Here is a 26,899-nt window from a genome sequence, read left to right as displayed (position 1 = left end):
CCGGGCGGCGCGATGCCCCGCGCCGCCCCGCGGCCGGGCTTCAGCGCGATTCCAGCGTCAGCCCGCCATCGACCACCACGGTCTGGCCGGTGACCATGCCTGCCCCGGCCAGCAGGAAGACGATCACCTCCGCCAGATCCTCCGGCGTGCAGCGGCGCTTCAGCAGCGCCTTCTCGGCCGAGGCGGCGCGCCGCTCCGGCGTCCACTCCACCATCCAGGAGGAATCGACGGCGCCGGGCGCGACCGCATTGACGCGCACCCGGGGTGCGAGGCCGCGCGCCAGGTTCTTCGTCAGGCTGACGACACCCGCCTTGGTGGCGCCATAGGCCATGGAGCTGCCGGGGCTGTCGAGCCCGGCGATGGAGGCGACATTGACCACCGCGCCGCCGGCTTCCTGCAGTGCCGGCGCCGCCGCCTTGGCGCAGCGGAACACGCCGAGCAGGTTCACCTGCAGCACGGTCTGCCACAGCTCCTCGGTCAGCCGCTCCAGCGCGGTGGGCGGGATCAGGCTGCTGGTGCCGGGCGTGCCGGCATTGTTCACCAGATAGTCGAGCCCGCCGAGATCGGCGATCGCCTGCGCCACCATGCGCGGCCCGTCCGTGGCATCGCCGACATTGCCGGGGGCGGCGATGACGTCATGCCCGGCGGCGCGCAGCTCGGCCACCATCTCGGCCCCGCGCGGGTCGTTCTCCAGGTGGTTGATGGCGACGCGGCAGCCGGCGCCGGCCAGCAGCCGCACCGTCGCCAGCCCGATGCCGGAAGCGCCGCCGGTGACCAGGGCGCGCTTGCCGGAAAGCTCGTAGCGGATCATCGCGTGGTCTCGTCCTGCCTGTTGTCGGAAGTGGTGCCGGCGCCGAGCCCGGCCATCGGGCCGATCTGCCGCAGCGCGCGCTTCAGCGCGATCAGTCTGCGGTCGCGCTCGGCCATCAGGGTGGCGGGGTCGGCCCCGCCCCAATCATAGAAGCCGCGCCCGGCCATCACGCCGGTGCGGCCCTGTTCCAGCGCCGCGTCCAGCGTGGCGCTGCGGCCCTGCGGCTCGGGCGGCGCATACATGCGGTTGGCCAGCGCATGGGCGGAGAGCGGCAGGCCGGTGAAATCGCCCTTCGCCATCTGGCCCAGCAGCAGCAGGCGCAGGCCGAGGCCGTGGATGATCGCCTCGTCGATCTCCTGCGGCGTGGCGTAGCCCTCATCCATCAGCCGGTAGCATTCGAGGGAGAGCGCCGATTGCAGCCGGTTGGCGATGTAGCCGGGCAGGAAGCGGCGCATCACCAGCGGCACCTTGCCCATGCGGCGCAGCTCCGCCGCCAGTTCCTCCACCACCGCCTCAGGGCATTCCGGGCTGCCCACCAGATCGACCAGATCGACCAGATAGGGCGGCGTGTACCAGTGCATGATCAGCGCGCGCGGGAGGCGCGCGGGCGGCATCAGCGGGAAGACGTCGAGATAGGAGGTGTTGCTGGCCAGCAGCGCCTCCGCTGGCATCAGCGCGTCCAGCTCGGCGAAGAGGGCGCGCTTGGGCTCGGGCTTCTCGATGATCGCCTCGATCACCAGGGCGGCGTCGGCAACCGTCGCGGCCAGGGTGTCGTGCAGGGTGACGCGCTCGCGCAGCCCCTCGGCGGACAGGCCCCCGGCCTCCCCCTCCCGCTCCAGCGTGGCGCGGGCCTTCTCCATCAGGCCGGGCGCGCGGGCGAGCGCCTCCGGGTTGCTGTCGGTGAGCCGCACGCGGTGGCCGCCGATGGCGAAGACCAGGGCCAGCGCATGGCCCATCAGCCCGGCGCCGATGATGGCGATGTTCATGGGGTCAGCTCTCCGGCGACCAGGGTTCGGGGGCGCGGTGGTCGATGCCGGTCATCACCTCGACCAGCACGGTCTCGTCCGATGCCATGGCCTCACGCAAGGCGGGGCCGATCTCCCCGGCGCGCTCGACGCGGATGCCGCGCAGGCCGAAACCGCGGGCGATGGCACAGAAATCCGTGTGCTCGCCGAAGCGCAGCAGCGTGCCGGCGACCTCCGGCCGGTTGCCGGCGGCGCGCAGCAGGTTCGGCCAGCCCTGGCCGAAGCCGCGATTGTTGTTGACCACCAGCGTCACCGCGATGCCGCGGCGCTTGGCGGTCTCCAGCTCGGTCAGGTGGTAGTAGAGCGCGCCGTCGCCGCTGTAGCAGACCACCTTGCGCGCCCCGGCCGCGCATTTGGCGCCGAGCGCCGCCGGGAAGGCCCAGCCCAGCGAGCCGGCGGCGCGCAGATACTCCTGCCCCGCCCCGTTGAACTCCACCAGCGTGCCGGTCCAGATGCCGGAATAGCCGGTATCCGCCACCAGCACCCCATCCTCGGGCAAACTGGCAGAAATCTCGGCGCAGAGCCGGGCGGGGTCGATCGGCGCCTCGTCGGAGGTGAGGCGCGGCGCCATGGCTTGGCGCCACTCCGCCATCCAGCCCGCCGCCTGGCCAGCGAAGCTGTCGTCCCGCTCGGGGCGGCCCAGCGCGTCGGCCAGCGCCGCGAGGCCGGCGGCCGGATCGCAGAGCAGATCGAGCGCCGTGGCCCCGCCGGCGCTGTCCTGCGCCAGCTCCATCGGGTCGGCATCCAGGCGGATGATCCCGGCCCCGGCGCGCGGCAGGCGCCAGTTCAGCGTCACCTGATCGCCGCCATCGCAGCCCACCATCAGCACGAGATCGGCGGCATGCAGCACGCGGTTGGCTGGCGGCGCGGAATAGGTGCCGGAGACGCCCGCCACCAATGGATGCCGCGTCGGCACCAGCGCCCGGGCGCCGAGGCTGGTGACGATGGGGGCGCGCAGCCGCTCGGCCAGGGCCAGCAGCTCCGCCCCGCAGCGCGACTGCGCCGCGCCATCGCCGGCCAGGATCGCCACACGCGGGCAGGCGGCGAGCCGCCGCGCGGCATCCTCCACCAGCGCCGGGTCGGGCAGCGGGCGGTGGCGCGGCGCGCGCCAGGCGCCGAGCTCGGCCGGGGGTTCGGGCGCCTCGCCCTGCTCCACCACCTCCCCCATCAGCCCGTTCAGGTCGAGATGCGCCGGACGGGGCGAGGCCGAGACGGCGGCCGCCCAGGCCTGGCGGAACAGGCGCGGCAGCTCCGCCGTGCTCTCCACCGCGGCCGAGAATTTGGTCACCGGCGCGAAGAGCGGGGCGTGCGCCACCTCCTGATAGGCGTTGCGGTGCTGGGCGGCGGGCGTCTTGCGGCCGGTCAGCGCCAGCAGCGGCGCGCGGGCCAGATACGCGTCCTGCAAGGCGGCGGCCAGATTGGCGGCGCCCACGGATTGCGCGGCGACGATGCCGGGCAGGCCGGCGATGCGGGCATAGCCATCGGCCATATAGGCCGCGCCCTTCTCGGAATGCGCCAGCACCGGCTGCACCCCCTCGGCCTGCAGGGCCATCAGCGTCGGGCGCAGCACCGCGTCGATGAAGAAGACATGGCTCTGGCCGGAACGCGCGATGCTGCGCGCCAGCCATTCCGCCCCGTTCTGGCGCATGGTCGGTCCTGGTTCCGTTTTCCTCGGCGGCCAGCCTGCCCGGCCGGGGCCGGGGCGGCAACCCCACCCCCCCCTTACTCCCTGTCTGGCCCGCCCCCGCATGGCGGCATGGCGGCGTCTGCGCTTGCCTTCGCGCCCCCCCTCCGCTACCGCCGCCGGCGGAAACCCCCATGACCAGCACCACACCCCCCGCCCTGCCCGAGCTCCGGGCCGAGGATTTCGACTTCGCCCTGCCCGAGGCGCTGATCGCCCAGGCCCCCGCCCGGCCGCGCGACGCCGCCCGCCTGCTGGTGGCAGCCCACGACGGGCTGCGCGACCAGGGCGTGCGCGACCTGCCCGCCTGGCTGCGCCCCGGCGATCTGATGGTGGTGAACGACACCCGCGTCATCCCCGCCCGCCTGCGCGCCCGGCGCGGCGAGGCGCGGCTGGAGATCATGCTGAACCGCGCCGAGAGCGGCGGGATGTGGCACGCCCTGGTGCGCAACGCGAAGAAGCTGCGCCCTGGCGATATCCTGACGATCGAGGGCGCGCCGGAACTCGCCCCGCGGGTGGTGGAGCGGCAGGAAGGCGGCGCGGCGCTGATCGATTTCGGCCCCGACCAGGGGAAGCTGGCCGCCGCGCTGGAAAAGGCCGGGGAGATCCCGCTGCCGCCCTATATCGCGCGGCCCGACGGCCCCCGGCCCGAGGATCGTGAGGATTACCAGCCGATCTTCGCGCGCGAGCCCGGGGCGGTCGCCGCCCCCACCGCCAGCCTGCATTTCACGCCCGGATTGCTGGCAGCCCTGGCGGAGCGTGGCGTTGGCCAGGTCTCCCTGACGCTGCATGTCGGCGCCGGCACCTTTCTGCCGATCCGCGGCGACAACCCGCGCGAGCACAAGCTGCATGCCGAGTGGGGCCATATCTCCGAGGCGGCGGCGGCGGCCATCAACGAGACGCGGGCCAAGGGCGGGCGCATCATCGCCATCGGCACCACGGCGCTGCGGCTGCTGGAGAGCGCGGTGGACACGGACGGTGTCGTCCACCCCTTCCGCGGACTCACAGATATCTTCCTGCTGCCCGGCCATGTCTTCCGCTCGGCCGATCTGCTGCTGACCAATTTCCACCTGCCGAAATCCAGCCTGTTCATGCTGGTCTCGGCCTTCGCCGGGCAGGCGCGCATGCGCGACGCCTATGCCCATGCGGTGGCGCAGGGCTACCGCTTCTACTCCTATGGCGATGCCAGCCTGCTGTTCCGGGAGGACCCGACCCCATGACACTCTCCTGGAGCTGCCAGTGCCAGGACGGGAAGGCCCGTGCCGGCACGCTGCACACCGCGCATGGCGATGTGGCCACCCCGGTCTTCATGCCGGTCGGCACCGCCGGCACGGTGAAGGGCATGACGGCGGACGCCGTGCGCGCCACCGGCGCGCAGATCGTGCTCGGCAACACCTATCACCTGATGCTGCGCCCGGGCGCCGAGCGGGTCGCCAAACTCGGCGGCCTGCACGAGATGATGGACTGGCACGGGCCGATCCTGACCGATTCCGGCGGCTTCCAGGTCATGTCCCTGTCGCAGCTGCGCAAGCTGGACAAGGACGGCGTCACCTTCCAGAGCCACATCAACGGCCAGAAATTCCGCCTGACGCCGGAGCGCAGCATCGAGATCCAGCACCTGCTGGATGCCGACATCACCATGTGCTTCGACGAATGCACACCCTTCCCGGCCACGCATGAGGTGGCGGCGCAATCCATGCGGCTGTCCATGGCCTGGGCCGCGCGCTCCCGCGCCGCTTTTGTCGAGCGGCCGGGCTATGGGCTGTTCGGCATCCAGCAGGGCAGCGTCTATGAGGATCTCCGCGCCGAGAGCGCCAAGGCCCTGCGCGAGATCGGCTTCGAGGGCTACGCCATTGGCGGCCTGGCGGTCGGCGAAGGACAGGAAGAAATGTTCCGCGTCCTCGATTTCTGCGTGCCGATGCTGCCGGAGACGCATCCACGCTACCTGATGGGCGTCGGAACGCCATCGGATTTGATCGGGGCGGTGCGGCGCGGCGTCGACATGTTCGATTGCGTGATGCCAACGCGTTCGGGCCGCACGGGGCGCGCTTATACCAGCCGCGGCGTGCTGAACATCCGCAATGCCCGGCATGCCGAGGACACCTCGCCGCTCGACCCGGAATGCGACTGCCCCGCTTGCACAAGGCACAGCCGGGGCTATCTGCACCATCTGTTCAAGGCGGATGAGATGCTGGGGCCGATCCTGCTCTCCTGGCACAATATCCGCTACTACCAGCGCCTGATGCAGCGCCTGCGCCAGGCCATCCTCGATGGTCGCTTCGAGCAGGAAGCCGCCGCCATCGAGGCCGGCTGGGCGCCGCAGGCCGAGGAAACCACCGCATGACCACCTCTCACGACGTCTCCGGCCTGACCATGCTGGGCCAGGCCGTCGCCCAGCCGCAATCGCCCGAGGAGGCGGTGCTGGAGCGCGTGCCCAACCCGCATCCCGGCCAGCGCTACACGGTGCGCTTCGTGGCGCCGGAATTCACCTCCCTCTGCCCGCTGACCGGCCAGCCGGATTTCGCGCATCTGGTGATCGACTACATCCCCGGCGACTGGCTGGTGGAGAGCAAGAGCCTGAAGCTGTTCCTGACCAGCTTCCGCAACCATGGCGCCTTCCACGAGGCCTGCACGGTGGGCATCGGCCTGCGCCTGGCCGAGACGCTCGCCCCCGTCTGGCTGCGCATTGGCGGCTACTGGTACCCGCGCGGCGGCATCCCGATCGACGTGTTCTGGCAGACGGGGGCGGCGCCGGAGGGGGTCTGGATCCCGGAGCAAGGGGTGCCGCCCTATAAGGGGCGTGGCTGAAGGTATTTGTTCTTTTTTGGAAAAAAGAACCAAAAAACTTTTGTCAGTTTGGCGTCCCGCTTCACCGGGAGACGGCGGCAGCCTGGCAAAAAGTCTTTTTGCTTCTTTTTCTTCAGAAAAAGAAGGAACTGAACATAGACACCCCTGAAGCCCGCGCCGCCGCCATCCGGGACGAAGCCCTCCGCCTGGGCTTCGATGCGGTGGGCTTTGCCCCGGCGCGGCTGGGGCCGGAGGTGCGGGCGCGGCTGGATGCCTTCCTGGCTGCCGGCATGCAGGGCGAGATGGGCTGGCTGGCCGACCGGGCCGGACAGCGCGCCCATCCGCAGGCGCTGTGGCCCGAGGCGGTCTCCGTCATCGCGCTGGGCATGAATTACGGGCCGGATCACGACCCGCGCGCGCTCCAGGCGCAGCGCGACGTGGGCGCCATCAGCGTCTATGCCCGGCACAGGGACTACCACGACATCGTCAAGAAGCGGCTGAAGGCGCTGGCCCGCTGGATGGTGGAGCGCTGGCGCGGCAGCGAGCTGAAGGTCTTCGTCGACACCGCCCCGGTGGCGGAGAAGCCGCTGGCGCAGCAGGCGGGGCTCGGCTGGCAGGGCAAGCACACCAATCTGGTCTCGCGCAGCCACGGCTCCTGGCTGTTCCTGGGCGAGGTCTACACCACGCTGGACCTGGCGCCCTCTGGCGCCGGGCAGGATCATTGCGGCGGCTGCACGCGCTGCCTCTCCGCCTGCCCGACGGCGGCCTTCCCCGCCCCCTACCGGCTGGATGCGCGGCGCTGCATTTCCTACCTGACGATCGAGCACAAGGGCCCGATCCCGGAGGAATTCCGCGCCGCCATCGGCAACCGCATCTATGGCTGCGACGACTGCCTGGCCGCCTGCCCCTGGAACAAATTCGCCCAGGCGGCGCGCGAGCCCGGGCTGATCCCGCGCGAGGACCTGACCGCGCCTCGCCTGGCCGAGCTGGCCGCGCTGGACGATTCCGGCTTCCGCGCGCTGTTCTCCGGCTCGCCCATCAAGCGCATCGGGCGCGACCGCTTCCTGCGCAATGTGCTGATCGCCATCGGCAATTCGGCCGAGCCGGCGCTGCGCCCGGTGGCCGAGCGGCTGGCCGCCGACCCGTCGGAGATCGTGGCGGAGGCCGCCCGCTGGGCGCGGGCGCGGCTCTCCGCCGCGGCGCCGTCAACCTAATCTTTGAGATCTTGCGCCTACCCTGCGGCGGGCTTGCCAGGAGGGTGGGATGAAGGATGACCGCGTGATGGGCTTCGCCTGGTATGACAGGGATTCCTTCGAGGCCCTGCGTGCCCGGATGCCGGATATGAGCGAATCCTATGAGGATTGGCTGCTCGGCGCGAAGAAGGATCTGCAGCGCGCGGTGGGTGAAGGCTATCGCGTCATCCGCATCGCGGTGCGGCCGCAGGAATTCTTCCCCTGGTGCGACCGCAAGGGCATCGGCCTGCCCGGCCTGACCGCCCGCCGCACCTATGCCGCCGAGCAGGCGACGCTGCTGGTGAAGGCGGAGCGCGCGGGGCGCGGCATTCTCGGCCTGTTCTGACGTCGCGCTTGACGCGCCGCCCGCCGCGCCGCAAGCCCGGCGCAGCAGGAGGCAGGCGCATGCAGGACGGCACCACATCCCAGATCACCCCGGACGGGCTGCTCGGCCGCCATACGGTGGAGGATGGCGCGCTGGTGCTGTTCAGCGGCGGGCAGGATTCCGCCACCTGCCTGGCCTGGGCGCTGACCCGCTTCGCGCGGGTGGAGACGCTGGGCTTCGATTACGGCCAGCGCCACCGGATCGAGCTGGAATGCCGCGAGGGCTTCCGCAGCGGCCTGCCGGAGGATTGGCAGGCGCGGCTCGGCCCTGACCACACGCTGCGGCTCGACGCGCTGGGCGAGCTGTCGGACACCGCGCTGACCCGCGAGACCGAGATCGCCATGCAGGCGGACGGGCTGCCCAACACCTTCGTCCCCGGCCGCAACCTGCTGTTCCTGACCTTCGCCGCCGCGCTCGCCTACCGGCGCGGGCTGCGCCACATCGTCGGCGGCATGTGCGAGACGGATTTCTCCGGCTACCCCGATTGCCGCGACGACACCATCAAGGCGCTGCAGCTGGCGCTGAACCTCGGCATGGAGCGCCGCTTCATCCTGCACACCCCGCTGATGTGGCTGGACAAGGGCGAGACCTGGGCGCTGGCCGAGCGGCTGGGCGGCCAGCGCCTGGTCTGCGACATCGTCGAGAAGACCCATACCTGCTACCGCGGCGAGCGCGGCGCATTGCACCCCTGGGGGCATGGCTGCGCTGCGTGCCCGGCTTGCGAGTTGCGCGCCAGGGGCTGGGCGGAGTACCAGTCGCGCCGCTGACGGCTTTTCGTCGGCGCGGATGCTCCCGCCCAGCAATGGAAAACTCGCAGATGACCGACCCACGCCGGTGGGAGGGCTTCCTGGCCCTCATCGCCTTCGGCCTCACCATTCCCGCGGCGAACTGGCTGATCGGCCATGCCGGCACGGTCTGCGTGCCGAACGGGCCCTGCCTCATCCCGGTCGCCCCGGGCATCATGGCGCCCTCCGGCGTGCTGATGATCGGCCTGGCCCTGGTGCTGCGCGACTTCGTGCAGCGCCGCCTCGGCCTGCGCTTCGCCTGGGCCGCGATCGTGGCGGGCACCGCGCTCTCCGCCCTGCTGGCGCCGCCGGCGCTGGTGCTGGCCTCGGCCACCGCCTTCCTGCTCAGCGAGACCGCCGACCTCCTGGTCTATACCCCGCTGCAGCGGCGCAACCTGGTGCTGGCGGTGCTCGCCTCCGGCCTGGTCGGGCTGGTGGTGGACAGCGTGTTCTTCCTGGCCATCGCCTTCGGCGATCTCGGCTACCTGCCCGGCCAGGTGATGGGCAAGCTGTGGATGGTGCTGCTGGCCCTGCCGCTGACCGCCTGGCTGCGCCGCGCCGACGCCCGCCGCGGCATCCTCCCCGCCTGATTTTTTTGTCGGGCTGCCGCCGTCTTGTGGAGGGGCGGGACTCGGTCGGGCGGCCGCGGTCGCGTGGACAGGCGGGACGCGGGGCGAAGGGGAACGGCGCTGGCTGTTCCCACCGGGCTGACGCCGCCGACAGCGCGATGAAGTGCAGCCCCGCGAAGAGCGCGCGCTGTCCCGCCAGGCTGCCGCCGTGACGGGGCGGGGCGCGGTCCGTTCCCGCACGATGCGGCGCCGTGCTGCCGCCTTTGCCGCGCGCCCCGCGTTGCAGCAGCGCCGGCTGGCTCTGCCCGACAGCCCGGCCCGGCCGCCCATCGCGGCCGGGGGGATACATCCCCATGCGGTTTTCGGGCATAGAGGCCGCGCATGCACGCCACCGCCCCGACCCCGCCGCAGCCCCCGGAAGAATGCGCGGCCGACAGCCCCGCCTGGCAGGCGCTGCTGCGCGCGCGGCAGGGCGGCGACCTCGCGGCATTGCCGCCCGGCCCGCTCACCGAACTCTTCGCCCCCATCCTGGCCAGCGCGCAGGCGCAGGATGGCTGCCTGGTGCTGGGCCGGCTGGCGCAGACGCTGGATGGCCGCATCGCCACCGCCGGCGGCTCCAGCCAGTGGATCGGCGGCCCCGGCGACCTGCTGCACACCCACCGGCTGCGCGCGCTCTGCGATGCCGTGCTGGTCGGCGCCGGCACGGTGAAGCATGACGATCCGCGCCTGACCACGCGCGACTGCCCCGGCCCCAACCCGGTGCGGGTGGTCATCGACACCAGCCGGACGCTTGGCACCGAATATCGCGTCTTCGCCGCGGGCGGCCCGCCGACGCTGCTGGTCTGCGCCGAGGACGCGCCGGAGCGCGGCCTGCCGCGCGACCGGCACGGCGCGGCGGAGCTGCTGCGCGCGCCCCGCGCCGCGATCGGCGGCATCGACCTGCCGGCCCTGCTGCCGATGCTGGCCGCGCGCGGGCTCCGGCGCATCTTTGTCGAGGGCGGCGGCCTCACCGTCTCCCGCTTCCTCGCCGCCGGCTGCCTGGACCGGCTGCATGTCACCGTGGCGCCGGTGCTGCTGGGCAGCGGCATCCCCGCCTTCACTTTGCCCGAGGCGGCGCGCATCGCCGATGGGCTGCGCTTCGCCTGGGGCGTGCACCGTCTGGGCGAGGATGTGCTGTTCGACATCGCCCTGCACCGCGCCCGCCCGGCGGTCTGCGCCGCATGAGGGCGCGGGCCTTCTGGACCACCGCCCCGGGCCAGGGCGAGATCCGCGAGGAAGACCTCTCCCCGCCCGCCGAGGGCGAGCTGCTGGTGCGCGCCTTGGCCAGCGGCGTCTCGCGCGGGACGGAGCGGCTGGTGCTGCAGGGCCGCGTGCCGGAAAGCCAATGGGCGGCGATGCGCGCGCCGCTGCAGGAGGGAGATTTCCCCTTCCCGGTGAAATATGGCTACGCCGCGGTCGGCCATGTCGAGCAGGGTCCGGCGGAGTGGCGGGGCCAGCGCGTCTTCTGCCTGCACCCGCACCAGGACCGCTTCATCGCCCCCGCCGCGCTCTGCACCACGGTGCCGGATGCGGTGCCGGACCATCGCGCCGTGCTCGGCGCCAATATGGAAACCGCGCTGAACATCGTCTGGGATGCCGAGCCGCGGCTCGGCGAGCGCATCCTGGTGATCGGCGCCGGCGTGGTCGGGCTGCTGGCCGGCTTCCTGCTGGCGCGGCTGCCGGGCGCCGAGGTGACGCTGCTGGACACCGATCCGCGCCGCCGCGCCCAGGCCGAGGCGCTGGGCTGCCGCTTCGCCCTGCCCGAGGACAGCCCGGGCGAGCAGGAGCTGATCATCCACGCCTCGGCCAGCGGCGACGGGCTGCGCCATGCCCTGGCCCATGCGGCCTTCGAGGCGCGCATCCTCGAAGCCTCCTGGTTCGGCGACGCGCCCGTTTCCCTGCCGCTGGGCGAGGATTTCCACGCCAAGCGCCTCACCCTCCGCTCCACCCAGGTCGGCGCCGTCTCGGGCAGCATGCGCGGGCGCCGCTGCCATGGGCAGCGCATGGCGCTGGCCCTCTCGCTGCTGGCGGATCCGGCGCTCGACACGCTGTGCGGCCCGACCCTGCCCTTCGCCGAATTGCCGGCGCGGCTGCCCGCTTTGCTCGGCAAGCCGGCCGAGGGAGAGGTTGCGCCGCTCTGCCCCGTCATCACCTACGCTCCGTGACTTTTACGAAGGGATGCCGATGTTCAGCCTGACCGTCGCCGACCACATCATGGTCGCGCACAGCTTCCGCGGCGAGGGCTTCGGGCCCGCGCAGCGCGTGCACGGCGCCACCTTCGTGGTGGAGGCGGAGTTCCGTGCCCCGCGCCTCGGCCCCGACAATCTGCTGATCGACATCGCCGCCGCGCGGGTCGAGCTGCGCCGCATCCTGGACGGGTTCGACTACAACAATCTCGACACGCTGCCGCAATTCGCCGGGCAGAACACCAGCACCGAATTCCTCTGCCAGCACATCCATGCCCTGCTCTCGGCGGCGCTGCGCGAGGGGCGGCTGGGCGCGGGCGGCGGTGCCGTCACCGGCATCAAGGTGCTGCTGCGCGAAAGCCCGCTGGCCTGGGCGGCCTATGAGGCGGAGCCGGCGTGAGCATGCGCATCGCCCTGCTGGTCCCCGGCCCCTTCGCCACCATCTCCGGCGGCTATGGCTATGACCGCCGCCTGGTGCAGGGTTTCTCCGAAGCCGGGCATGCGGTGGAGGTGGTGGAGCTGTCCGGCCGCCACCCGCTGCCCGATGACGCGGCCGAGGCCTCGGCCCGCGCCGCGCTGGATGCGGTGCCGCAGGGGACGCGGCTGATCATCGACGGGCTCGGCCTGCCCGCCTTCGCGCCTTTCGTGGAGGAGCTGGAAGCGCGCGGCGCCGTCGGGCTGATCCACCACCCGACCGCCATCGAGCCCGGCTTCACCGAGGCGGAGCGCGCCGAGCTGAAGCGGCGCGAGGCGCTGCTCTTCCCACGCCTGGCGCGGCTGGTCGCCACCTCCCGCCTCACCGCCGACCGGCTGCCGGGCGAGTTCGGCGCCGATCCGGCGCGCATCGGCGTGGTCGAGCCGGGCACCGACCCGGCGCCGCGCGCGCGGGGCTCGGGCGGGCCGGGCTGCGCCATCCTGGCCGTCGGCGTGCTGGTGCCGCGCAAGGGGCATGACGTGCTGATGCGGGCGCTGGCCAAGCTGCCGGATCTCGACTGGTCGCTGACCATCGCCGGCGCGCCGCGCGACCCCGTGCATGCCGAGGGGCTGCGCGCTTTGGCCGTGGAGCTGGCGATCGACCAGCGCGTCAGCTTCGCCGGCGAGGTCGGGCAGGCGGCGCTGGAGGCGCTCTATGCCCGCGCCGACCTGTTCGCGCTGGCGACCCATTGGGAAGGCTATGGCATGGCGGCGGCCGAGGCGCTGGCGCGCGGCCTGCCGGTCGCCATCACCGCCGGCGGCGCCATCGCCGACCTCGTCCCACGCGAGGCCGGGGTGGTGGCGGCGCCGGGGGATGTCACCTCGCTCTCCCGCGCCATGCGGCGGGTGATCTTCGACACGCGGTTGCGCGCCGACATGGCGGAGGCCGCCTGGCAGGCCGGGCAGCGCCTGCCGCGCTGGACGGACCGCGCCACCGCCTTCGCCGCCGAGCTGGAGCAGGTCAGCGCATGAGCGAACCCTTCGAGGCCGATTGGCTGGAGCTGCGCGAGCCCTTCGACGCCCGCGCCCGCAACGCGTCGCTGGCGATCGCCCTGGCCGAGGCGCTGCCGCCGCGGCCGCATCTGCTGGATCTCGGCGCCGGCACCGGCTCGCTGCTGCGCTGGCTGGCGCCGATCCTGGGGCGGTCGCAATTCTGGACGCTGGTGGATGCCGATGCAGCGCTGCTGCAGCGCGCCTTCGCCACCATCGAGGAGCGGGCGATCCTGGCCGGCTGGACCACCACCTGGCCGCGCCCGACCACGCTGCTGGTGCACACGCCGCAGGGCGTCTGGCGGGTGGAGGGGCTGGTGGCCGACCTCGCCGCCGGACCCTCCGCCCTGCCGCTGGACAAGGCGGATGGCGTGGTCAGCACGGCGCTGTGCGATTTGGTCTCGCATCGCTGGGTGCGGCAGATGGCGGGCGCGCTGCGGGTGCCCTTCTATGCCGCGCTGAATGTCGATGGGCGGGACCGTTTCAGCCCGCCGCATCCGGCCGATGGGCTGGTGGCGCGTGGTTTCCGCCGCGACCAGGGGCGCGACAAGGGGTTTGGCAGGGCGCTGGGCCCCGCGGCGCCGGCGGCGATGGCGCGCGCCTTCCGGGGGGCGGGCTTCCGGGTGCAGACCGCCCCCAGCCCCTGGTTCGTGCCTGGCGCCACGCCGGTGATGGCGGACACGCTGGCCGAGGGCCATGCGCAGGCGGCCCGCGCTGCCCTGCCCCCCGGCACCGCGCCCTTGCTGCGCGGCTGGGCCGAGGCGCGTCGCGCCCAGGCCCGCCGCGGCCGCCTCTCCGTCCGCATTGGCCACACCGATCTGCTGGCCTTGCCCCCCCACTGATGGCGGGGTCTGGGGGGACCCTGTCCCCCCAGCGGGGTCAGGGGCGGAGCCCCTGCTTTTGGGAGTTTTTGGATTATGCCTTTGCTCGGCTGCATCGCCGATGATTTCACCGGCGCCACCGACCTTGCCGCCATGCTGGTGGCGCAGGGCATGCGCAGCGTGCAGGTGATCGGCGTGCCTCATGCGCCGCTGCCCGAGGCGGATGCCGTGATCATCGCGCTGAAGACCCGCACCGCCCCGGTGGCGGAGGCGGTGGCGCAGAGCCTGGCCGCCTGCGAGGCGCTGCTGGCCGGTGGCGCGAAGCAGATCTTCTTCAAATACTGCTCCACCTTCGACAGCACGGAGGCCGGCAATATCGGCCCCGTCGCCGATGCGCTGCTGCGCCGGCTGCAATCGGGCTTCGCCATCGCCTGCCCGGCCTTTCCGGCGAATGGCCGCAGCGTCTATCAGGGGCATCTCTTCGTCGGTGCGTCGCTGCTGAGCGAGAGCGGCATGGAGCACCACCCGCTGACGCCGATGCGCGACCCCAACCTGCTGCGCGTGCTGGCGCGGCAGACCGATGGCGGCGTCGGGCTGCTGCCCTTCGCCGTGGTCGAGCAGGGTGTGACGGCCATCCGCCAGGCGATGCACCGGCTGCGCGATGGCGGCCGCCGCTACGCCATCGCCGATGCGCTGACCGAGCAGCATCTGCTGGCACTCGGCACCGCCTGCGACGGGCATGCGCTGGTCACCGGCGGCTCCGGCCTGGCGATGGGGCTGCCGCAGAATTTCCGCGCCGCCGGGCTGCTGCCGGACCGCAGCGACGCCGATGCGCTGCCCCCGGCCAGGGGCGCCATGGCGGTGCTGTCCGGCTCCTGCTCCCGCGCCACGCTGGCGCAGCTCGGCATGGCGCGGCTGCATGTGCCGGTGCTGGCGCTGGACCCGCTGGCGACCCCCGACGCCGCCGCGCTGCGCGACCAGGCGCTGGACTGGGCGGAGGGCAAGCTCTCCGAGGCGCGGCCCATCGTCATCGCCGCCTCCGCCCCGCCGGAGCAGGTGGCGGCGCTGCAGGCGAAGCTGGGGCGCGACGAAGCCGGCGCGCTGGTCGAGGAAGCGCTTGCCGGCATCGCCGAGGCGCTGGTGGCGCGCGGCGTGAAGCGGCTGGTGGTGGCGGGCGGCGAGACCTCCGGCGCCGTGGTGCAGCGCCTGGGCATCACCACGCTGCGCATCGGGCCGCAGATCGACCCCGGCGTGCCCTGGACCCATGCCGAGGTGCAGGGGCTGCACCTGGCGCTGAAATCCGGCAATTTCGGCGCCCGCGACTTCTTCCTGAAGGCCTTCCAGCCATGAGCATCACCCTCGCCCTCGTCGCGCATGACCGGATGAAGCCGGCGCTGGCCGAATGGGCGGCGCGCCACGCGGCGCAGCTGGCGCCGCACCGCGTCGTCGCCACCGCCACCACCGGCGGCGTGCTGCGCGAGCGCAACCCGGACCTCGCCATCCGCACGGTGAAGAGCGGGCCGCTGGGCGGGGATCAGCAGATCGGCGGGATGATCGCCGAGGGGGAGGTCCAGGCGCTGATCTTCTTCCCCGATCCGCTGGCACCGCAGGCGCATGATGTGGATGTGAAGGCGCTGCTGCGCATCGCCCTGGTCTATGACGTGCCTTGCGCCTTTTCGCCGGCGACGGCCGATCTGCTGGTGGCGGGGGGGCTGCTCTCCGGGGGAGAATGAATTCTCCCCCGGCCCCCTCTTCTTTTTTCTGTCAGGGCCCGCCGACGCTGTCGGCGGGCGGGGCGAAGACCAGAAGGGCACCCGGGCGGGAGCGGTAGCGCAGCGGCGGCGCCATGCTGCGCACCTCGCCATCATAGGACACGCGCAGCATCGGCAGCGGGGAGTCGATGTCGACCGCGCTGACGCTGGTCAGGGTGAAGTCGCGATCCTCGCGCAGCCGGCCGAACATGGCGCGCAGGCCGGAGCGCAGCAGGCCCCAGCGGCTCTGGTGGCGGGTGACCGCCAGGCAGAGCTCGCCCTTGTCCAGCGCGTGGCGCGTGCCGGGATTGGGCAGGCTGGTCTCGTAGAGATTGTTGCCGATGAACACCAGCGGCGAGCGCAGCACGGCGCGCGCCCCATCCGCCCGGATCACCAGCCGCCGCCGCGTGAAGCGCCACAGCGTGCGCCAGCCGGCCAGCAGCATCGCCGGCCCCTTGCGCCAGCCGCGCCGCCGCCGCTGCCGGTCGCGCTCCGTCACCATCTCGGCATAGAGCCCGACCGAGGAATTGTTGACGAAGATGCGGCCATTCACCTCGCCCACATCGATATGGCGGGTGTGGCCGGAGGCGATGACACCGATCGCCGCCTCCCACTCCACCGGCAGGCCGAGATCGCGCGCGAAATGGTTCAGCGTGCCCAGCGGCAGCACGCCGAGCGGCACATCGCCGCCCACCAGCGCATTGGCCACGGCATTGATCGTGCCGTCGCCGCCGCAGGCGACAACGCCATCATAGCCCGGTGTCTGGGCGGCTTCGGCCAGCTCCTCTCCCGGCGGTGTCAGCACACGCGCCTCCACCCCCGCCTCGGCGAAGGCCGAGGCGATGCGGTCCGGCAGGGTGTCATCCCCCGCGCTGCCGCCCGCGGCATTGAGCAGGACAAGAAGGCGCATGCCGGTCTAAGCCCGCCGCCAGGCTGGAGTTTCGCGGCGCACAACACATGGCTGCGCGCCGCGCCAGGCTCAGGGCGCCTGCAGGTCGATCTCGTCCTGCAGCGCCTCGCCGCGGAAGAAGCGGCCGATATTGGCGGTGGCGCCATCGACCTTGGCCTGCATGGCGTCCAGCGTGCCGGCCGCCACATGCGGCGTCAGCACCACATTGTCGAGCGCGAAGAGCGGGTTGTCCGGGCGCGGCGGCTCCGGCTCGAACACGTCGATGCCGGCGGCGCGGATGGTGCCGCCCTTCAGCGCGCGGGCCAGCGCTTCCTCATCCACCACCGCGCCGCGGGCGCAATTGATCAGCACCGCGTCGCGCCGCATCCTGGCGAAGGTGGCGTCGCTGAACAGGTGATGCGTCTCCGCCGTCGCCGGCAGATGCAGGGTGACGACCTCCGACTCCCGCAGCAGCTCGTCCAGCTCGACACGGCGGAAGCCCAGCGCCAGCTCCAGCCCCTCGGGCAGCTTCTGGTAGGGGTCGACATACAGGCCGCGCACCTTGAAGGGCTGCAGCAGCGCCGCGACGGCCGAGCCGATGCGCCCCATGCCGACAATGCCCACCGTGCGGCCGCGCAGATTGCGCGAGACGGTGCGCAGCGCCGTGCCCAGCCATTCGCCGCGCCGCATCGCCGCATCGGTGCGCGGGATGTGCCGCAGGCAGGCGAACATCAGCGCCAGCGCGTGCTCGCTCACCACATCGGCGGTGCCGGAGGGGTTGATGGCCAGGCGGATACCGCGCGCGCGCAGCTCGGGGATCGGCGTCTCGCCCTGCCAGCCCACGCCCTGGTGCTGCACCAGCTTCAGCCTGGGCGCCTGCGCCACCCATTCGGGGCGCAGCACGGCGGGGGCGACGATCACCGCATCGGCCTCGGCCAGCTTCGCCACACGCTCCGCATCGTCATTGGCAGTCAGCGTCAGCAGCTCGCAGCCCTCGGGCAGCGCCTTGCGCCACATGGCGTAGACCGCCTCCGGCGCGTAGCTCAGATACAGGATGCGGTGCAGATTCTCGGACATGGTGTTTCCCCCGGACGTCGCGCCGCGAAGCTAGGCCAGCGCGGCGGCGCGGCAAAGGTGGCGGGGGACAAAAACCGGCGACGCTTCTCTGGCCGCGCGGCCATGAAAAAAGGCGCCACCCCTCGCGGGATGGCGCCATCTTCAGGGCGTCCGGCGCCCGGCTCAGTCGGCCGCGCTGTCCAGCGGCGCCTCGGGCGAGGGCGCGGCGGGCACGGCTTCGGCCTCCACCTCCTCGGCCTCCACCGGCGGCAGCACCGGGGCGGCGGCGGGCTTGCGGCGCGGCGACGCGCTGCGCTTGCGCGCAGGCTTCGGCGCGGCCTCGGCGGCCGGCGCCACCGGCGTCTCGACCACCGCCTCAGCGGCGGGCTTGGCGCGGCGCGTGGCGGGCTTGCGCGGCGCCGCGGCCTTCTTCGGCGCGGCGGTCTTGGCGGCCGCCGGCTTGCGGGCGGTGGTCGCCTTGGCCGTGGCGGCCTTCTTCGGCGCGGCCGCCTTGGCCGTACGCGTGCTGGCCGGCTTGCGGGCGGCAGCCGTCTTCGTCGACGCGGCCTTCTTCGGCGCGGCGGCCTTGGCGGTGCGCGTGCTGGCCGGCTTGCGGGCGGCAGCCGTCTTGGTCGACGCGGCCTTCTTCGGCGCGGCGGCCTTGGTGGTGCGCGTGCTGGCCGGCTTGCGGGCGGCGGTCTTCGTCGACGCGGCCTTCTTCGGCGCGGCGGCCTTGGCGCTGCGCGTGCTGGCCGGCTTGCGGGCGGCAGCCGTCTTCGTCGACGCGGCCTTCTTCGGCGCGGCCGCCTTGGCCGTGCGCGTGCTGGCCGGCTTGCGGGCGGCAGCCGTCTTGGTCGACGCGGCCTTCTTCGGCGCGGTGGCCTTGGCCGTGCGCGTGCTGGCCGGCTTGCGGGCGGCAGCCGTCTTGGTCGGCGCGGCCTTCTTCGGCGCGGCGGCCTTGGTGGTGCGCGTGCTGGCCGGCTTGCGGGCGGCGGCCGTCTTGGTCGACGCGGCCTTCTTCGGCGCGGCGGCCTTGGCGGTGCGCGTGCTGGCCGGCTTGCGGGCGGCAGCCGTCTTGGTCGACGCGGCCTTCTTCGGCGCGGCGGGTTTGGCGGTGGTCGCCTTCTTCGCGCCCGCCGGCTTCTTCGCCGTGGTGGCCTTCTTCGGCGCCGCGGCCTTGGTCGCGCTCTTCGTCGCGGCCGGCTTGCGGCCCGCCGTGCTGGCCTTGCGCGTCGCGCCGCCACGGCGCGTGCTGCTGCTCATCGCCATGGCGCGGGCCCGGGGCGGGCTGGTCTCGTTGCTGTCGCTCACGTGCTGGATCTCCTTACCCGTAGATGGATGCCGTGCCGGCTCCGCGCGATGCAGGCTGGCGGATATGCGCGGCGGGGAGCGGCTGCTTCCGAACTCCCCTCTCGTCCCATGATGCTGTTCGACTCATGAAAACAGCGATGCGGAAGCCGTGTCCTCCGGGATGGGAGCGCTGCGTCGCCTGCCGCCTGCCCGCCCATGCTTCCTTTGACCGTCCTTCCGAACCGCGACGCACCCTACCGCTTCCGATGCGCGAACCCGCCTTGACAGGCTGTTCCGCGAATCGCGCTCAACCGATGCGCGCGAGGAACACGCTATCTTCACGCGCAATCTGCTTGTCAACGAAATCCGCGTGCCGCCGTTGCAAAACGCCGCGCATTCCCGCGCGCAAACAGCAAAAAGGCGGCGCTGGTTGCCCAGGCCGCCTTTCGAGAGTCTGAAGCGGAGCGCTCAGCGCTGGCCGATCGGCGGCACGCCGCGCTGCGCCACCCCGGTGTAGTGCGACAGCGGACGGATGAGCCGGTTGTCCGCCGCCTGCTCGATGACATGCGCCGCCCAGCCGGTGATGCGGCTGGCGACGAAGATCGGCGTGAAGAGCGGGATGTCGAAGCCCATCAGGTGGTAGGCGGGGCCGGCCGGGAAATCGAGGTTCGGATGGATGTTCTTCCGCTCCAGCATGGCGCCGGCCAGCACGCGGCTCATCTCCATCCAGCGGCGGTCGCCCACCACCTCGGCCATCTTCTCGGCGTATTTCGTCATGGTGGGCACGCGGCTGTCGCCATTCTTGTAGACGCGGTGGCCGAAGCCCATCACCAGCGCCTTGTGGTCGAACTTGCCCTCCAGCCAGGCCAGCGCCTTCGACGGCTCGCCGATCTCGGCCAGCATGTGCATCACCGCCTCATTGGCGCCGCCATGCAGCGGCCCCTTCAGCGCGGCGATGCCGGCGGTGATGGCGCCATGCAGGTCGGCCCCCGTGCTGGTGACGGTGCGGGCGGTGAAGGTCGAGGCGTTGAAGCCGTGCTCGGCATAGAGGATCAGCGAGACGTCGAAGGCCTTCACCACCTCGGGCTGCGGCACGCGGCCGAACACCAGGTGGAAGAAATTCTCGGCGAAGCCCAGCTTCGGGTCGGGCTCGACCGGCGCCTGGCCCTTGGCGGCGCGATGCGCCGCGGCGATGGCGGTCGGGATCTTCGCCAGCAGCCGCATCGCCTTGCGGCGCGTGGCGGGCTCGGTGGTGTCGGCGCTCTCCGGATCCTCCATGCCGAGGAAGCTGACCGCGGTGCGGATCGCGTCCATCGGGTGGGCGTCATGCGGGAAGGCCTGGATCACCTGGTGCAGCGCCGGGCTGATGGCGCGGTTGGCCGCCTCCTCGGCGCGGAAGGCGGCGAGCTGCGCGGCATCCGGCAGCTCGCCATTCCACAGCAGATAGGCGACCTCCTCGAAGCTGCACTGCTCGGCCAGGTCCTGCACGGCATAGCCGCGATAGGTCAGGCTGTTGGTCTCCGGCATCACCTTGGACACGGCGGAGACATCGGCAACGACGCCGACCAGGCCCTTGCGGATGTCGGGCTCGGTTTCGCTCATGGAGTGTCTTCCCTGTTCTGTTTCGTGGTCGGGCGCGGCGCCGGGGGGTGCCGCGCGGTGCAGCAGCAGCTCGGGCTCGCCCTCCTCGCTGTCGCGCCCGTCGCCGCGGGCGATGACGCGGAAACCCTGCCGCGCGTAGAAGCGCAACGCCGCCGCGTTGCGGGCGATGCAGACGAGGCTGAGGGCCGGGCCGAGTTCGGCCGCGGCCGCCGCCAGCAGGCGGCGCCCGATGCCCATCCCCCGCCGCTCCGGCGCCAGGTAGAGATGCAGCACCATCGGCCCGTGCCGCGCATCGTGGCCGAAGCCGATATAGCCGAGCAGGGTGCCGCCCTGCCCGGCCACCACCACCCGGTGCTCGCGCATCAGGGTGGTGGCGATCCAGCGCGCCACATCCTCCGGCGCATGCGCCTCGCGCAGCCCGGGCAGGGCCGCCTGCCGGGCGCGGCGATGGATGGCGGCCAGCGCCGGCGCATCCTCCGCCCGCCCGGCGCGCAGCCAGAGCGGCGCGCCGCCGCGCATCAGAAGATGCCCGGCTTGCCCTCGGCCAGCGTGCCGCGCGGCAGGGCCGGGTTCAGCAGGTGCAGCTCGCCCGCCTGCAGCCGCGGCAGGTCCTGCACCACCTCGAGGAAGCGCTCCACCTCGCGCGGCGCCAGGATGCCCTCGGTCAGGATGCGGAACTTGCGGATATAGTCCTCGCGGCCGAAGGGCTTCGCCCCCAGCGGATGGGCATTGGCCACCGCCATCTCGTCCACCAGGCTGGTGCCGTCCTTGAACAGGATCTCCACCCGCGCGCCAAACGCCTTCTCATCCGGGTCGGTCGAGTGGTAGCGGCGGGTCCATTCCGGATCCTCGCGCGTCTCGATCTTGTGCCAGAGGCGCACCGTGTCGGCCCGGCCGGCGCGCTTCGGCGCGTAGCTGTCGACATGGTGCCAGGACCCGTCCTGCAGGGCGACGGCGAAGATGTACATGATGGAATGGTCCAGCGTCTCGCGGCTGGCCTTCGGGTCCATCTTCTGCGGGTCGTTCGCCCCGGTGCCGATGACGTAGTGGGTGTGGTGGGAGGTGTGCAGGATGATCTTCTCGATCGCCTCCTGGTCGGCGATCTTCTCCCGCATGCGGAAGGCCAGGTCGATCAGCGCCTGGGACTGGTACTCGGCCGAATGCTCCTTGGTATAGGTGTCGAGGATGGCGCGCTTGGCCTCGCCCTTCTCCGGCAGCGGCACATTGTAATAGGTGGGGCCGTAGACGTCCGAGCGGTTGCTGCGCCCCGAGAGCACCCAGGCGATGACCGAATCCTCGCCCTCATAGATCGGGCTCGGCGCGCCCTCGCCGCGCATGGCGCGGTCCACCGCCTCGACCGCCAGCTTGCCGGCATGGGCGGGGGCGAAGGCCTTCCAGGAGGAGATCTCGCCCTTGCGGCTCTGGCGGAAGGTGATGGTGGTGTGCAGCGCCTGCTGCACCGCCTGGTAGATCACCTCCTGCTTCAGCCCGAGCAGCGTGCCGATCCCCGCCGCCGCCGAGGGCCCGAGATGGGCGATATGGTCCACCTTGTGCTCATGCAGGCAGATGGCGCGCACCAGATCGACCTGGATCTCGTAGCCGGTGGCCAGGCCGCGGATCAGGTCGCGCCCCGAGCGCTCCATGGTCTGCGCCACCGCCAGGATGGGCGGGATGTTGTCGCCGGGATGCGAATAGTCGGCGGCGAGGAAGGTGTCGTGCATGTCGAGCTCGCGCACCGCCGTGCCATTCGCCCAGGCCGCCCATTCCGGCGAGAAGCCCTTGCTGCCGGGCAGGCCGAAGATGGTGGCGCCGCCGCGGCGCGGATGGCCCATCGCCATGCTGCGCGCCGAGGTGGGGGCGGAGCGGTTGATCGCCGCGATCGCCACGCGCCGCATTGTCGATGATGCGGTTGATGATCATCTCCGCCACCGGCTTCTGCACCGCGACCTTGTCGGCGGCGACGCCGGCGATCTTCCAGGCCAGCTGCTCCTCGCGCGGCAGCAGCGCCTTGGAGGGATGGACCTTCACCGGATGCAGTTTCATCTCTGGCGTTCTCCCGTTTGCCGAAAACCGCGGCTGTTGTGCGCCGCCCCCGCGCCATCGTCCATTCCGATTGACGGGGCGGCACGATAGCTTTTCCGTATCGCGATGGATTTCCGACTCCTCCGCCGCCTCGGGCATTTCCTCGCCGTCGCCGAGGAAGGTCATTTCGGCCGCGCCGCCGCGCGGCTCGGCCTGTCGCAGCCGCCGCTGACCGCGCAGATCCAGGCGCTGGAGGCGGAGCTGGGCGTGCGGCTGCTGGAGCGCACGCGCAAGGGCGCCCGGCCGACGCGCGAGGGCGAGGCGCTGCTGCCGCTGGCCCGCCGCCTGGCGCGCGATGCGGGCACGCTGGAGGCGCTGGCGCGCGCGCTGCGCGAGGGGCGCGGCGCGCCGGTGGCGATCGCCTGCGTCACCTCCGGCCTGTTCGACCACCTGCCGCCCCTGGTCCGCGCGCTGCGCGAGGCGCTGCCGGATTCCGCCATCGCGGTGCGCGAGATGGACAGTGTCGACGCGCAGGAGGCGCTGCGCCGCGGCGAGGTCGACCTCGCCCTGTTGCGCCTCGATCGCGACCGGCCGCCGCTGCGGGTGCGCCCGCTCGGCGAGGATCACCTGGTGGCGGCGCTGCCGGAGGGGCATGCGCTGCTGCAGCAGCCCGGCGCGCTGCCGCTCTCGGCGCTGGCCGGCGCGCCGCTGCTGACCCTGCCGCGCTCGATCAGCCCGGCCTATTTCGACGGGCTGGTCGCCGCCTGCCGCGCCGCCGGATTCGAGCCGCGCGGCGTGCGCGAGGTGGGCTCGGCGATGGCGCAGCTGGGCTTCGTGGCTTCGGGCCTCGGCATCGCGCTCGTCTCCTCGGGCATGGCGCGCATCCATCCGCCGGGCGTGGTCTTCCGCGCCGTGCAGGGGCCGGGCGGCGCGCCGGTGCAGGCCGTCGCCGTGGCGCTGGCCTGGAATGAGGAGCGGCCGAGCGAGGCGGCGGCGGCGGCGCTCAGCGTCGCGCAGCGTGTCTTCCCACCCGCCGCCACGCTTCCGTCAAGCTGAACTGGCCGTAATTTTCTTGGCCAATCAGAGCATAAGCGCTTTCTTCTCACGCTGGATGTCGGCATGTTGCAGCCGGCCCCGCCGCGCTGGGGAACCCGTCGCCGCTTCGGCGGCGGGATGCCGGCCGGGCCCTGTGTTGGGGAGTGTGAGGCCGCGCGCCCGCCGGGCGGCGCGCGGCACGAGGGGGACGCCATGCCGGGGATCGGACATATCGCGGCGCGCGCCATGCGGCGCGCCTTGCTGCCCATGCTGGCGCTGCTGCTGCTGGCCATGGGCGCGCAGCCCACGGCGGCGCAGATCGGCGGCGCGCGCTACTCCGCCATCGTCATGGATGCGGCGACCGGCGAGGAGCTGATCTCGGTCAATGCCGGCGCCTCGCGCTACCCGGCCTCGCTGACCAAGATGATGACGCTCTACATGATGTTCGAGGCGATGCAGCAGGGCCGCATGACGCTGGCGACCCGCATCCCCGTCTCGCGCCACGCGGCGGGGCAGGAACCCTCCAAGCTCGGGCTGAAGCCGGGCAGCAGCATCAGCGCGCGCGACGCCATCCTGGCGCTGGTGACGAAATCCGCCAATGACGTCGCCGCCGCCGTCGCCGAGTATATCGGCGGCAGCGAGGTGCAGTTCGGCCGCATGATGACGCGGCGCGCCCAGTCGCTCGGCATGCGCGATACCAGCTTCCGCAACGCCTCCGGCCTGCCGGATGCCAACCAGGTGACGACGGCGCGCGACATGGCGCTGCTCAGCCGCGCGCTGATCCGCCACTTCCCGCAGCACTATGCCTATTTCAACGCGCGCAGCTTCAGCTGGCGCGGCCAGACCATCCGCGGCCACAACCGCGTGCTGGACGAGTATGACGGCGCCGACGGGCTGAAGACCGGCTTCATCCGCGCCAGCGGCTTCAACCTGGCCTCCAGCGCCGAGCGCGGCGGGGTGCGGCTGATCGTCGTGGTCTTCGGCGGCGCCACCAGCCGCGAGCGCGACGACCATGTGATGGCGCTGCTCGATCGCGGCTTCCAGGAGCGCGGGCGCGGCAGCGACATGATGGTGGCCGGGCGCGCCGGCGCGCCGCTGCCCGCCGGCCCGCGTCTGGTGGGGGCGGCGCAGGCCGCCGCCATCGCCCCGGCCTTGCCGCGCGCCCGCGCCGTGCCGCCGCCGCAGCCGCGGGCTGCGGCGCGGCCCGAGCCGCGCCGCGCCGCCGCCCGCGCGCCCGGCTCGCAGCGCGGCGCCTGGGCGATCCAGGTCGGCGCCTTCGGCGACCAGGCCACCGCCCGCAGCGCCGCCAACCGCGCCGCCAGCCGGGGCCACCACGCCGCCGCCGGCCAGGGCGAGGTGGAGCGCGTGCGCGTCAATGGCCGCACCTACTGGCGGGCGCGCGTCACCGGCCTGTCCGCCGCCAGCGCGCGCCAGGCCTGCGGCGCGTTGCGCGGGCCCTGCATGGTGATCTCTCCCTGAGACTGGAACCGGCACCGCCCGGGAAAGGAACAGGGCCCCTGGGCTGACAAAGGAGGAGACGGGGCCTAGTCTCGCCCTCCTTCGCCAGAACGGAGCCTCTGCCCATGCCGCTTCCCTATGACCGCGTGCTGCGCGGCAACCTCGTGCTGCCCGACGGCATCCTGCAGGATGGCTATGTCGCGGTGCGCGGGGAGAGCATCGCGGCGATCGGCGAGGGCGAGCTGCCGCCCGCCGCCGCGGTCGATGATTTCTCCGGACGCTATATCCTGCCGGGGCTGGTGGACGGTCACATGCACACCGGCAGCGCCATCGGCTGGCCGGGCATTGAGGGCGCCAGCATGTCGGCCGCCGCCGGCGGCGTCACCACCATCTGCGACATGCCCTATGACGTGCCGCGCGCCGTGACCTCCGCCGCCATCTTCCAGGAGAAGGTGGAGGCGGTGCACCAGCTATCGCATGTCGATGTCGCGCTCTACGCCACCATCCGCAAGAGCGGCGGAGTCGACGAGATCGCGGGCCTCGCCGAGGCCGGCGCCTCGGCCTTCAAGCTCTCCACCTATGAGTATGACGCGGTGCGTTTCCCGCGCATCGACCACCCGACCATGGTCGCGGCCTTCGCCGAGATCGCCAAAACCGGTCTCATGGTCGCGGTGCACAATGAGGATCAGGAGCTGGTCGAGCGGCTGACCGCCGAGGCCAAGGCGACGGGGCGCGTCGACCCGATCATGCATGCCCGCACCCGCCCGCCTTTGGCCGAGACCATGGCCGATCTCGAGATCTTCGAGATCGGGCTGGAGACGGGGGCGCATGTGCATATCGCGCATTCCTCGGTCGCCCGCGGCTTCGACATCGCCGAGAGCTTCCGCGCCATGGGCGCCAAGGCCAGCGGCGAGGCCTGCATCCAGTATCTCTGCATGACCGAGGAGGACCTGGTCCGCCTCAAGGGCTTCGGCAAGTGCAACCCGCCCTTCCGCACGGCGGAGGAGGTGGAGCGCATGTGGGCGGCCTTCGCCGCCGGCAAGATCGCCTATGTCTCGACCGACCACGCGCCCTGGCAGCGCGAGAAGAAGCTCGGCGACGACATCTTCGCCTGCGGCGCCGGGCTGACCGGGCTGCAATCCTTCGCGCCGCTGATGTTCAGCCTGCTGCGCGAGCGCGGCCTGCCGCTGACCCTGATGGCAAAGTACTGCGCCGAGAACACCGCGCGCTATCACGGGCTGTTCCCGAAGAAGGGCGCCATCCGCCTCGGCTCCGACGCCGATTTCCTGGTGATGGAGGAGGGCGAGTATCTGTTCGACGAATCCACCATCCAGGACCGGCCGGATGCGCGCTGGTCGCCCTATCACGGGCGGAAGATGACCGGGCGCGTCGCCGCCACCTTCCTGCGCGGCGCCTGCGTGTGGGATGGCAGCGCGGTGCTGGCCCGCCCCGGCCAGGGCCGTTTCGTGCCGCGCCAGCACCGCGACAGCGCGCTCGGCTGATGCGCGCCGCGCTGGTGGCCGGAACCGGGCTGGCGGCGCTGGCGCTGTGGGTCTGGCTGACCGGCCCCGGCACCAGCCTGATGCTGGCGCTGGGCGGCGGGATCTTCGCGCTGCTGGCGGGGCGGCTGGCCTATCGCTTGCTTACGCCACGGTCCCTGGACCACGACACCGCCCCGGAGCCGGATCGGGAGCTGGAGGCGGAGACCGGGACGGAGGCGGCGCCGGGCGCCGCCCCGCCCACCCCGCACCCCGTCCCGCCGCCGGCCTGGCGGCCCCGGCAAGGAGATGGCTGATGTTCGAAGTGCGTGAGGAACGCGACGGCGCCTTTGCCGTCTGGATCGCCGGTGGCGAGCGCCTGGCCGTGCTGCGCACGGAAGCGGCAGCGCATGCCCTGGTGGATGCGCTGGAGGATGCCTGGGACGACGCCTTCCTGCGCGCCGTCTCCGAGGTCCAGGAGGAATACGCGGCCGATTTCATCGACCCGATGCCGCCCGCGACCAACTGAACGA

General features: G+C 72.4%; 26 protein-coding genes and 1 pseudogene. 19 read left to right on the top strand and 8 right to left on the bottom strand.

Going from position 1 to position 26,899, the window contains the following annotated elements; genetic code table 11:
* Nucleotides 1–40: 40 nt before the first annotated feature.
* The 3 genes from QE401_RS05555 to QE401_RS05545 are packed head-to-tail and all read right to left on the bottom strand — an operon-like array spanning nt 41 to nt 3,484.
* On the bottom strand, nt 41–811 hold the full coding sequence (locus QE401_RS05555) for an SDR family NAD(P)-dependent oxidoreductase (protein ID WP_307137266.1): 771 nt from the start codon (nt 809–811) through the stop codon (nt 41–43).
* Nucleotides 808–1,797, bottom strand: a complete 990-nt coding sequence (locus QE401_RS05550; RefSeq protein ID WP_307137265.1) for a 3-hydroxyacyl-CoA dehydrogenase family protein — start codon at nt 1,795–1,797, stop codon at nt 808–810. The genes QE401_RS05555 and QE401_RS05550 overlap by 4 nt, the downstream gene beginning before the upstream one ends.
* Before the next feature lie 4 nt (nt 1,798–1,801).
* A complete protein-coding gene (locus QE401_RS05545) occupies nt 1,802–3,484 on the bottom strand; it encodes a thiamine pyrophosphate-binding protein (RefSeq protein WP_307137264.1) in 1,683 nt (560 codons plus the stop codon).
* Between the two features lie 170 nt (nt 3,485–3,654).
* On the opposite strand from QE401_RS05545, the gene queA reads away from it, so the two are divergent.
* From queA to QE401_RS05475, 14 genes are all read left to right on the top strand, one after another.
* Complete coding sequence (gene queA, locus QE401_RS05540; protein WP_373461421.1) at nt 3,655–4,737, top strand: tRNA preQ1(34) S-adenosylmethionine ribosyltransferase-isomerase QueA; 1,083 nt, start codon at nt 3,655–3,657, stop codon at nt 4,735–4,737.
* Nucleotides 4,734–5,861 carry a tRNA guanosine(34) transglycosylase Tgt gene (gene tgt, locus QE401_RS05535; protein WP_307137263.1) on the top strand — a complete coding sequence of 376 codons (1,128 nt, stop codon included), beginning with the start codon at nt 4,734–4,736 and terminating at the stop codon, nt 5,859–5,861. The genes queA and tgt overlap by 4 nt, the downstream gene beginning before the upstream one ends.
* The gene (queF, locus tag QE401_RS05530; protein WP_307137262.1) at nt 5,858–6,325 is read left to right on the top strand and encodes a preQ(1) synthase; all 468 of its coding nucleotides are present in this window, start codon (nt 5,858–5,860) and stop codon (nt 6,323–6,325) included. Before tgt ends, queF begins: the two co-directional genes overlap by 4 nt.
* 128 nt (nt 6,326–6,453) lie before the next feature.
* Nucleotides 6,454–7,518: a tRNA epoxyqueuosine(34) reductase QueG gene (queG, locus tag QE401_RS05525; RefSeq protein WP_475638098.1), complete on the top strand. Its 1,065-nt coding sequence runs from the start codon at nt 6,454–6,456 to the stop codon at nt 7,516–7,518.
* Nucleotides 7,519–7,567: 49 nt separating this feature from the next.
* Nucleotides 7,568–7,882, top strand: coding sequence for a hypothetical protein (locus tag QE401_RS23040; protein ID WP_307137261.1), 315 nt, complete (start codon nt 7,568–7,570; stop codon nt 7,880–7,882).
* A gap of 59 nt (nt 7,883–7,941) precedes the next feature.
* Complete coding sequence (gene queC / locus QE401_RS05515; RefSeq protein WP_307137260.1) at nt 7,942–8,688, top strand: 7-cyano-7-deazaguanine synthase QueC; 747 nt, start codon at nt 7,942–7,944, stop codon at nt 8,686–8,688.
* A gap of 50 nt (nt 8,689–8,738) precedes the next feature.
* On the top strand, nt 8,739–9,296 hold the full coding sequence (locus tag QE401_RS05510; protein WP_307137259.1) for a VUT family protein: 558 nt from the start codon (nt 8,739–8,741) through the stop codon (nt 9,294–9,296).
* Between the two features lie 360 nt (nt 9,297–9,656).
* Nucleotides 9,657–10,499: a RibD family protein gene (locus tag QE401_RS05505; RefSeq protein ID WP_307137258.1), complete on the top strand. Its 843-nt coding sequence runs from the start codon at nt 9,657–9,659 to the stop codon at nt 10,497–10,499.
* Nucleotides 10,496–11,479 carry a zinc-dependent alcohol dehydrogenase gene (locus tag QE401_RS05500; protein WP_307137257.1) on the top strand — a complete coding sequence of 328 codons (984 nt, stop codon included), beginning with the start codon at nt 10,496–10,498 and terminating at the stop codon, nt 11,477–11,479. Before QE401_RS05505 ends, QE401_RS05500 begins: the two co-directional genes overlap by 4 nt.
* A gap of 19 nt (nt 11,480–11,498) precedes the next feature.
* Entirely contained in the window at nt 11,499–11,900 is a 402-nt protein-coding gene (locus QE401_RS05495) for a 6-pyruvoyl trahydropterin synthase family protein (RefSeq protein WP_040611909.1), read from the top strand.
* 2 nt (nt 11,901–11,902) lie between these two features.
* Nucleotides 11,903–12,946, top strand: coding sequence for a glycosyltransferase family 4 protein (locus tag QE401_RS05490; RefSeq protein WP_307140185.1), 1,044 nt, complete (start codon nt 11,903–11,905; stop codon nt 12,944–12,946).
* Nucleotides 12,943–13,806 carry a class I SAM-dependent methyltransferase gene (locus QE401_RS05485; RefSeq protein WP_307137256.1) on the top strand — a complete coding sequence of 288 codons (864 nt, stop codon included), beginning with the start codon at nt 12,943–12,945 and terminating at the stop codon, nt 13,804–13,806. Before QE401_RS05490 ends, QE401_RS05485 begins: the two co-directional genes overlap by 4 nt.
* A 75-nt stretch (nt 13,807–13,881) precedes the next feature.
* The gene (gene otnK / locus QE401_RS05480) at nt 13,882–15,135 is read left to right on the top strand and encodes a 3-oxo-tetronate kinase (protein ID WP_307137255.1); all 1,254 of its coding nucleotides are present in this window, start codon (nt 13,882–13,884) and stop codon (nt 15,133–15,135) included.
* Nucleotides 15,132–15,518: a methylglyoxal synthase gene (locus QE401_RS05475; protein ID WP_307137254.1), complete on the top strand. Its 387-nt coding sequence runs from the start codon at nt 15,132–15,134 to the stop codon at nt 15,516–15,518. The genes otnK and QE401_RS05475 overlap by 4 nt, the downstream gene beginning before the upstream one ends.
* Nucleotides 15,519–15,549: 31 nt before the next feature.
* On the opposite strand, the gene QE401_RS05470 is transcribed toward QE401_RS05475, so the two are convergent.
* From QE401_RS05470 to QE401_RS05450, 5 genes and pseudogenes are all read right to left on the bottom strand, one after another.
* Nucleotides 15,550–16,446 carry a diacylglycerol/lipid kinase family protein gene (locus QE401_RS05470; RefSeq protein WP_307137253.1) on the bottom strand — a complete coding sequence of 299 codons (897 nt, stop codon included), beginning with the start codon at nt 16,444–16,446 and terminating at the stop codon, nt 15,550–15,552.
* Nucleotides 16,447–16,515: 69 nt separating this feature from the next.
* Entirely contained in the window at nt 16,516–17,502 is a 987-nt protein-coding gene (locus QE401_RS05465; RefSeq protein WP_307137252.1) for a 2-hydroxyacid dehydrogenase, read from the bottom strand.
* A gap of 162 nt (nt 17,503–17,664) precedes the next feature.
* The gene (locus tag QE401_RS05460) at nt 17,665–18,750 is read right to left on the bottom strand and encodes a hypothetical protein (protein WP_307137251.1); all 1,086 of its coding nucleotides are present in this window, start codon (nt 18,748–18,750) and stop codon (nt 17,665–17,667) included.
* A gap of 489 nt (nt 18,751–19,239) precedes the next feature.
* A complete protein-coding gene (locus QE401_RS05455; protein WP_307137250.1) occupies nt 19,240–20,892 on the bottom strand; it encodes a bifunctional 2-methylcitrate synthase/citrate synthase in 1,653 nt (550 codons plus the stop codon).
* Nucleotides 20,892–22,416, bottom strand: a pseudogene (locus QE401_RS05450) (MmgE/PrpD family protein). Before QE401_RS05450 ends, QE401_RS05455 begins: the two are co-directional and overlap by 1 nt.
* Before the next feature lie 105 nt (nt 22,417–22,521).
* Between QE401_RS05450 and QE401_RS05445 the strand changes: the two are divergent.
* From QE401_RS05445 to QE401_RS05425, 5 genes are all read left to right on the top strand, one after another.
* Nucleotides 22,522–23,451: a LysR substrate-binding domain-containing protein gene (locus QE401_RS05445; protein WP_307137249.1), complete on the top strand. Its 930-nt coding sequence runs from the start codon at nt 22,522–22,524 to the stop codon at nt 23,449–23,451.
* 192 nt (nt 23,452–23,643) lie between these two features.
* A complete protein-coding gene (locus QE401_RS05440; RefSeq protein ID WP_307137248.1) occupies nt 23,644–24,909 on the top strand; it encodes a D-alanyl-D-alanine carboxypeptidase family protein in 1,266 nt (421 codons plus the stop codon).
* Nucleotides 24,910–25,013: 104 nt separating this feature from the next.
* A complete protein-coding gene (locus QE401_RS05435) occupies nt 25,014–26,390 on the top strand; it encodes a dihydroorotase (RefSeq protein WP_307137247.1) in 1,377 nt (458 codons plus the stop codon).
* Nucleotides 26,390–26,683, top strand: a complete 294-nt coding sequence (locus QE401_RS05430; RefSeq protein ID WP_307137246.1) for a hypothetical protein — start codon at nt 26,390–26,392, stop codon at nt 26,681–26,683. Before QE401_RS05435 ends, QE401_RS05430 begins: the two co-directional genes overlap by 1 nt.
* Nucleotides 26,683–26,895, top strand: coding sequence for a hypothetical protein (locus QE401_RS05425; protein ID WP_307137245.1), 213 nt, complete (start codon nt 26,683–26,685; stop codon nt 26,893–26,895). Before QE401_RS05430 ends, QE401_RS05425 begins: the two co-directional genes overlap by 1 nt.
* Nucleotides 26,896–26,899 lie beyond the last annotated feature (4 nt).

It is taken from the genome of Pseudoroseomonas cervicalis (assembly GCF_030818485.1).
GTDB classification, from domain to species: domain Bacteria; phylum Pseudomonadota; class Alphaproteobacteria; order Acetobacterales; family Acetobacteraceae; genus Pseudoroseomonas; species Pseudoroseomonas cervicalis_A.
Note: the sequence above shows the minus strand (reverse complement) of the source record. Positions and strands in the feature narration are given on the sequence as shown.

Excerpts from the sequence above, each read along its gene's own strand:
- QE401_RS05555 (WP_307137266.1), bottom strand. The coding sequence starts at position 811 with ATGATCCGCTACGAGCTTTCCGGCAAGCGCGCCCTGGTCACCGGCGGC.
- QE401_RS05550 (WP_307137265.1), bottom strand. The coding sequence starts at position 1,797 with ATGAACATCGCCATCATCGGCGCCGGGCTGATGGGCCATGCGCTGGCC.
- QE401_RS05545 (WP_307137264.1), bottom strand. The coding sequence starts at position 3,484 with ATGCGCCAGAACGGGGCGGAATGGCTGGCGCGCAGCATCGCGCGTTCC.
- queA (WP_373461421.1), top strand. The coding sequence starts at position 3,655 with ATGACCAGCACCACACCCCCCGCCCTGCCCGAGCTCCGGGCCGAGGAT.
- tgt (WP_307137263.1), top strand. The coding sequence starts at position 4,734 with ATGACACTCTCCTGGAGCTGCCAGTGCCAGGACGGGAAGGCCCGTGCC.
- queF (WP_307137262.1), top strand. The coding sequence starts at position 5,858 with ATGACCACCTCTCACGACGTCTCCGGCCTGACCATGCTGGGCCAGGCC.
- QE401_RS23040 (WP_307137261.1), top strand. The coding sequence starts at position 7,568 with ATGAAGGATGACCGCGTGATGGGCTTCGCCTGGTATGACAGGGATTCC.
- queC (WP_307137260.1), top strand. The coding sequence starts at position 7,942 with ATGCAGGACGGCACCACATCCCAGATCACCCCGGACGGGCTGCTCGGC.
- QE401_RS05510 (WP_307137259.1), top strand. The coding sequence starts at position 8,739 with ATGACCGACCCACGCCGGTGGGAGGGCTTCCTGGCCCTCATCGCCTTC.
- QE401_RS05505 (WP_307137258.1), top strand. The coding sequence starts at position 9,657 with ATGCACGCCACCGCCCCGACCCCGCCGCAGCCCCCGGAAGAATGCGCG.
- QE401_RS05500 (WP_307137257.1), top strand. The coding sequence starts at position 10,496 with ATGAGGGCGCGGGCCTTCTGGACCACCGCCCCGGGCCAGGGCGAGATC.
- QE401_RS05495 (WP_040611909.1), top strand. The coding sequence starts at position 11,499 with ATGTTCAGCCTGACCGTCGCCGACCACATCATGGTCGCGCACAGCTTC.
- QE401_RS05490 (WP_307140185.1), top strand. The coding sequence starts at position 11,903 with ATGCGCATCGCCCTGCTGGTCCCCGGCCCCTTCGCCACCATCTCCGGC.
- QE401_RS05485 (WP_307137256.1), top strand. The coding sequence starts at position 12,943 with ATGAGCGAACCCTTCGAGGCCGATTGGCTGGAGCTGCGCGAGCCCTTC.
- otnK (WP_307137255.1), top strand. The coding sequence starts at position 13,882 with ATGCCTTTGCTCGGCTGCATCGCCGATGATTTCACCGGCGCCACCGAC.
- QE401_RS05475 (WP_307137254.1), top strand. The coding sequence starts at position 15,132 with ATGAGCATCACCCTCGCCCTCGTCGCGCATGACCGGATGAAGCCGGCG.
- QE401_RS05470 (WP_307137253.1), bottom strand. The coding sequence starts at position 16,446 with ATGCGCCTTCTTGTCCTGCTCAATGCCGCGGGCGGCAGCGCGGGGGAT.
- QE401_RS05465 (WP_307137252.1), bottom strand. The coding sequence starts at position 17,502 with ATGTCCGAGAATCTGCACCGCATCCTGTATCTGAGCTACGCGCCGGAG.
- QE401_RS05460 (WP_307137251.1), bottom strand. The coding sequence starts at position 18,750 with ATGGCGATGAGCAGCAGCACGCGCCGTGGCGGCGCGACGCGCAAGGCC.
- QE401_RS05455 (WP_307137250.1), bottom strand. The coding sequence starts at position 20,892 with ATGCGCGGCGGCGCGCCGCTCTGGCTGCGCGCCGGGCGGGCGGAGGAT.
- QE401_RS05445 (WP_307137249.1), top strand. The coding sequence starts at position 22,522 with ATGGATTTCCGACTCCTCCGCCGCCTCGGGCATTTCCTCGCCGTCGCC.
- QE401_RS05440 (WP_307137248.1), top strand. The coding sequence starts at position 23,644 with ATGCCGGGGATCGGACATATCGCGGCGCGCGCCATGCGGCGCGCCTTG.
- QE401_RS05435 (WP_307137247.1), top strand. The coding sequence starts at position 25,014 with ATGCCGCTTCCCTATGACCGCGTGCTGCGCGGCAACCTCGTGCTGCCC.
- QE401_RS05430 (WP_307137246.1), top strand. The coding sequence starts at position 26,390 with ATGCGCGCCGCGCTGGTGGCCGGAACCGGGCTGGCGGCGCTGGCGCTG.
- QE401_RS05425 (WP_307137245.1), top strand. The coding sequence starts at position 26,683 with ATGTTCGAAGTGCGTGAGGAACGCGACGGCGCCTTTGCCGTCTGGATC.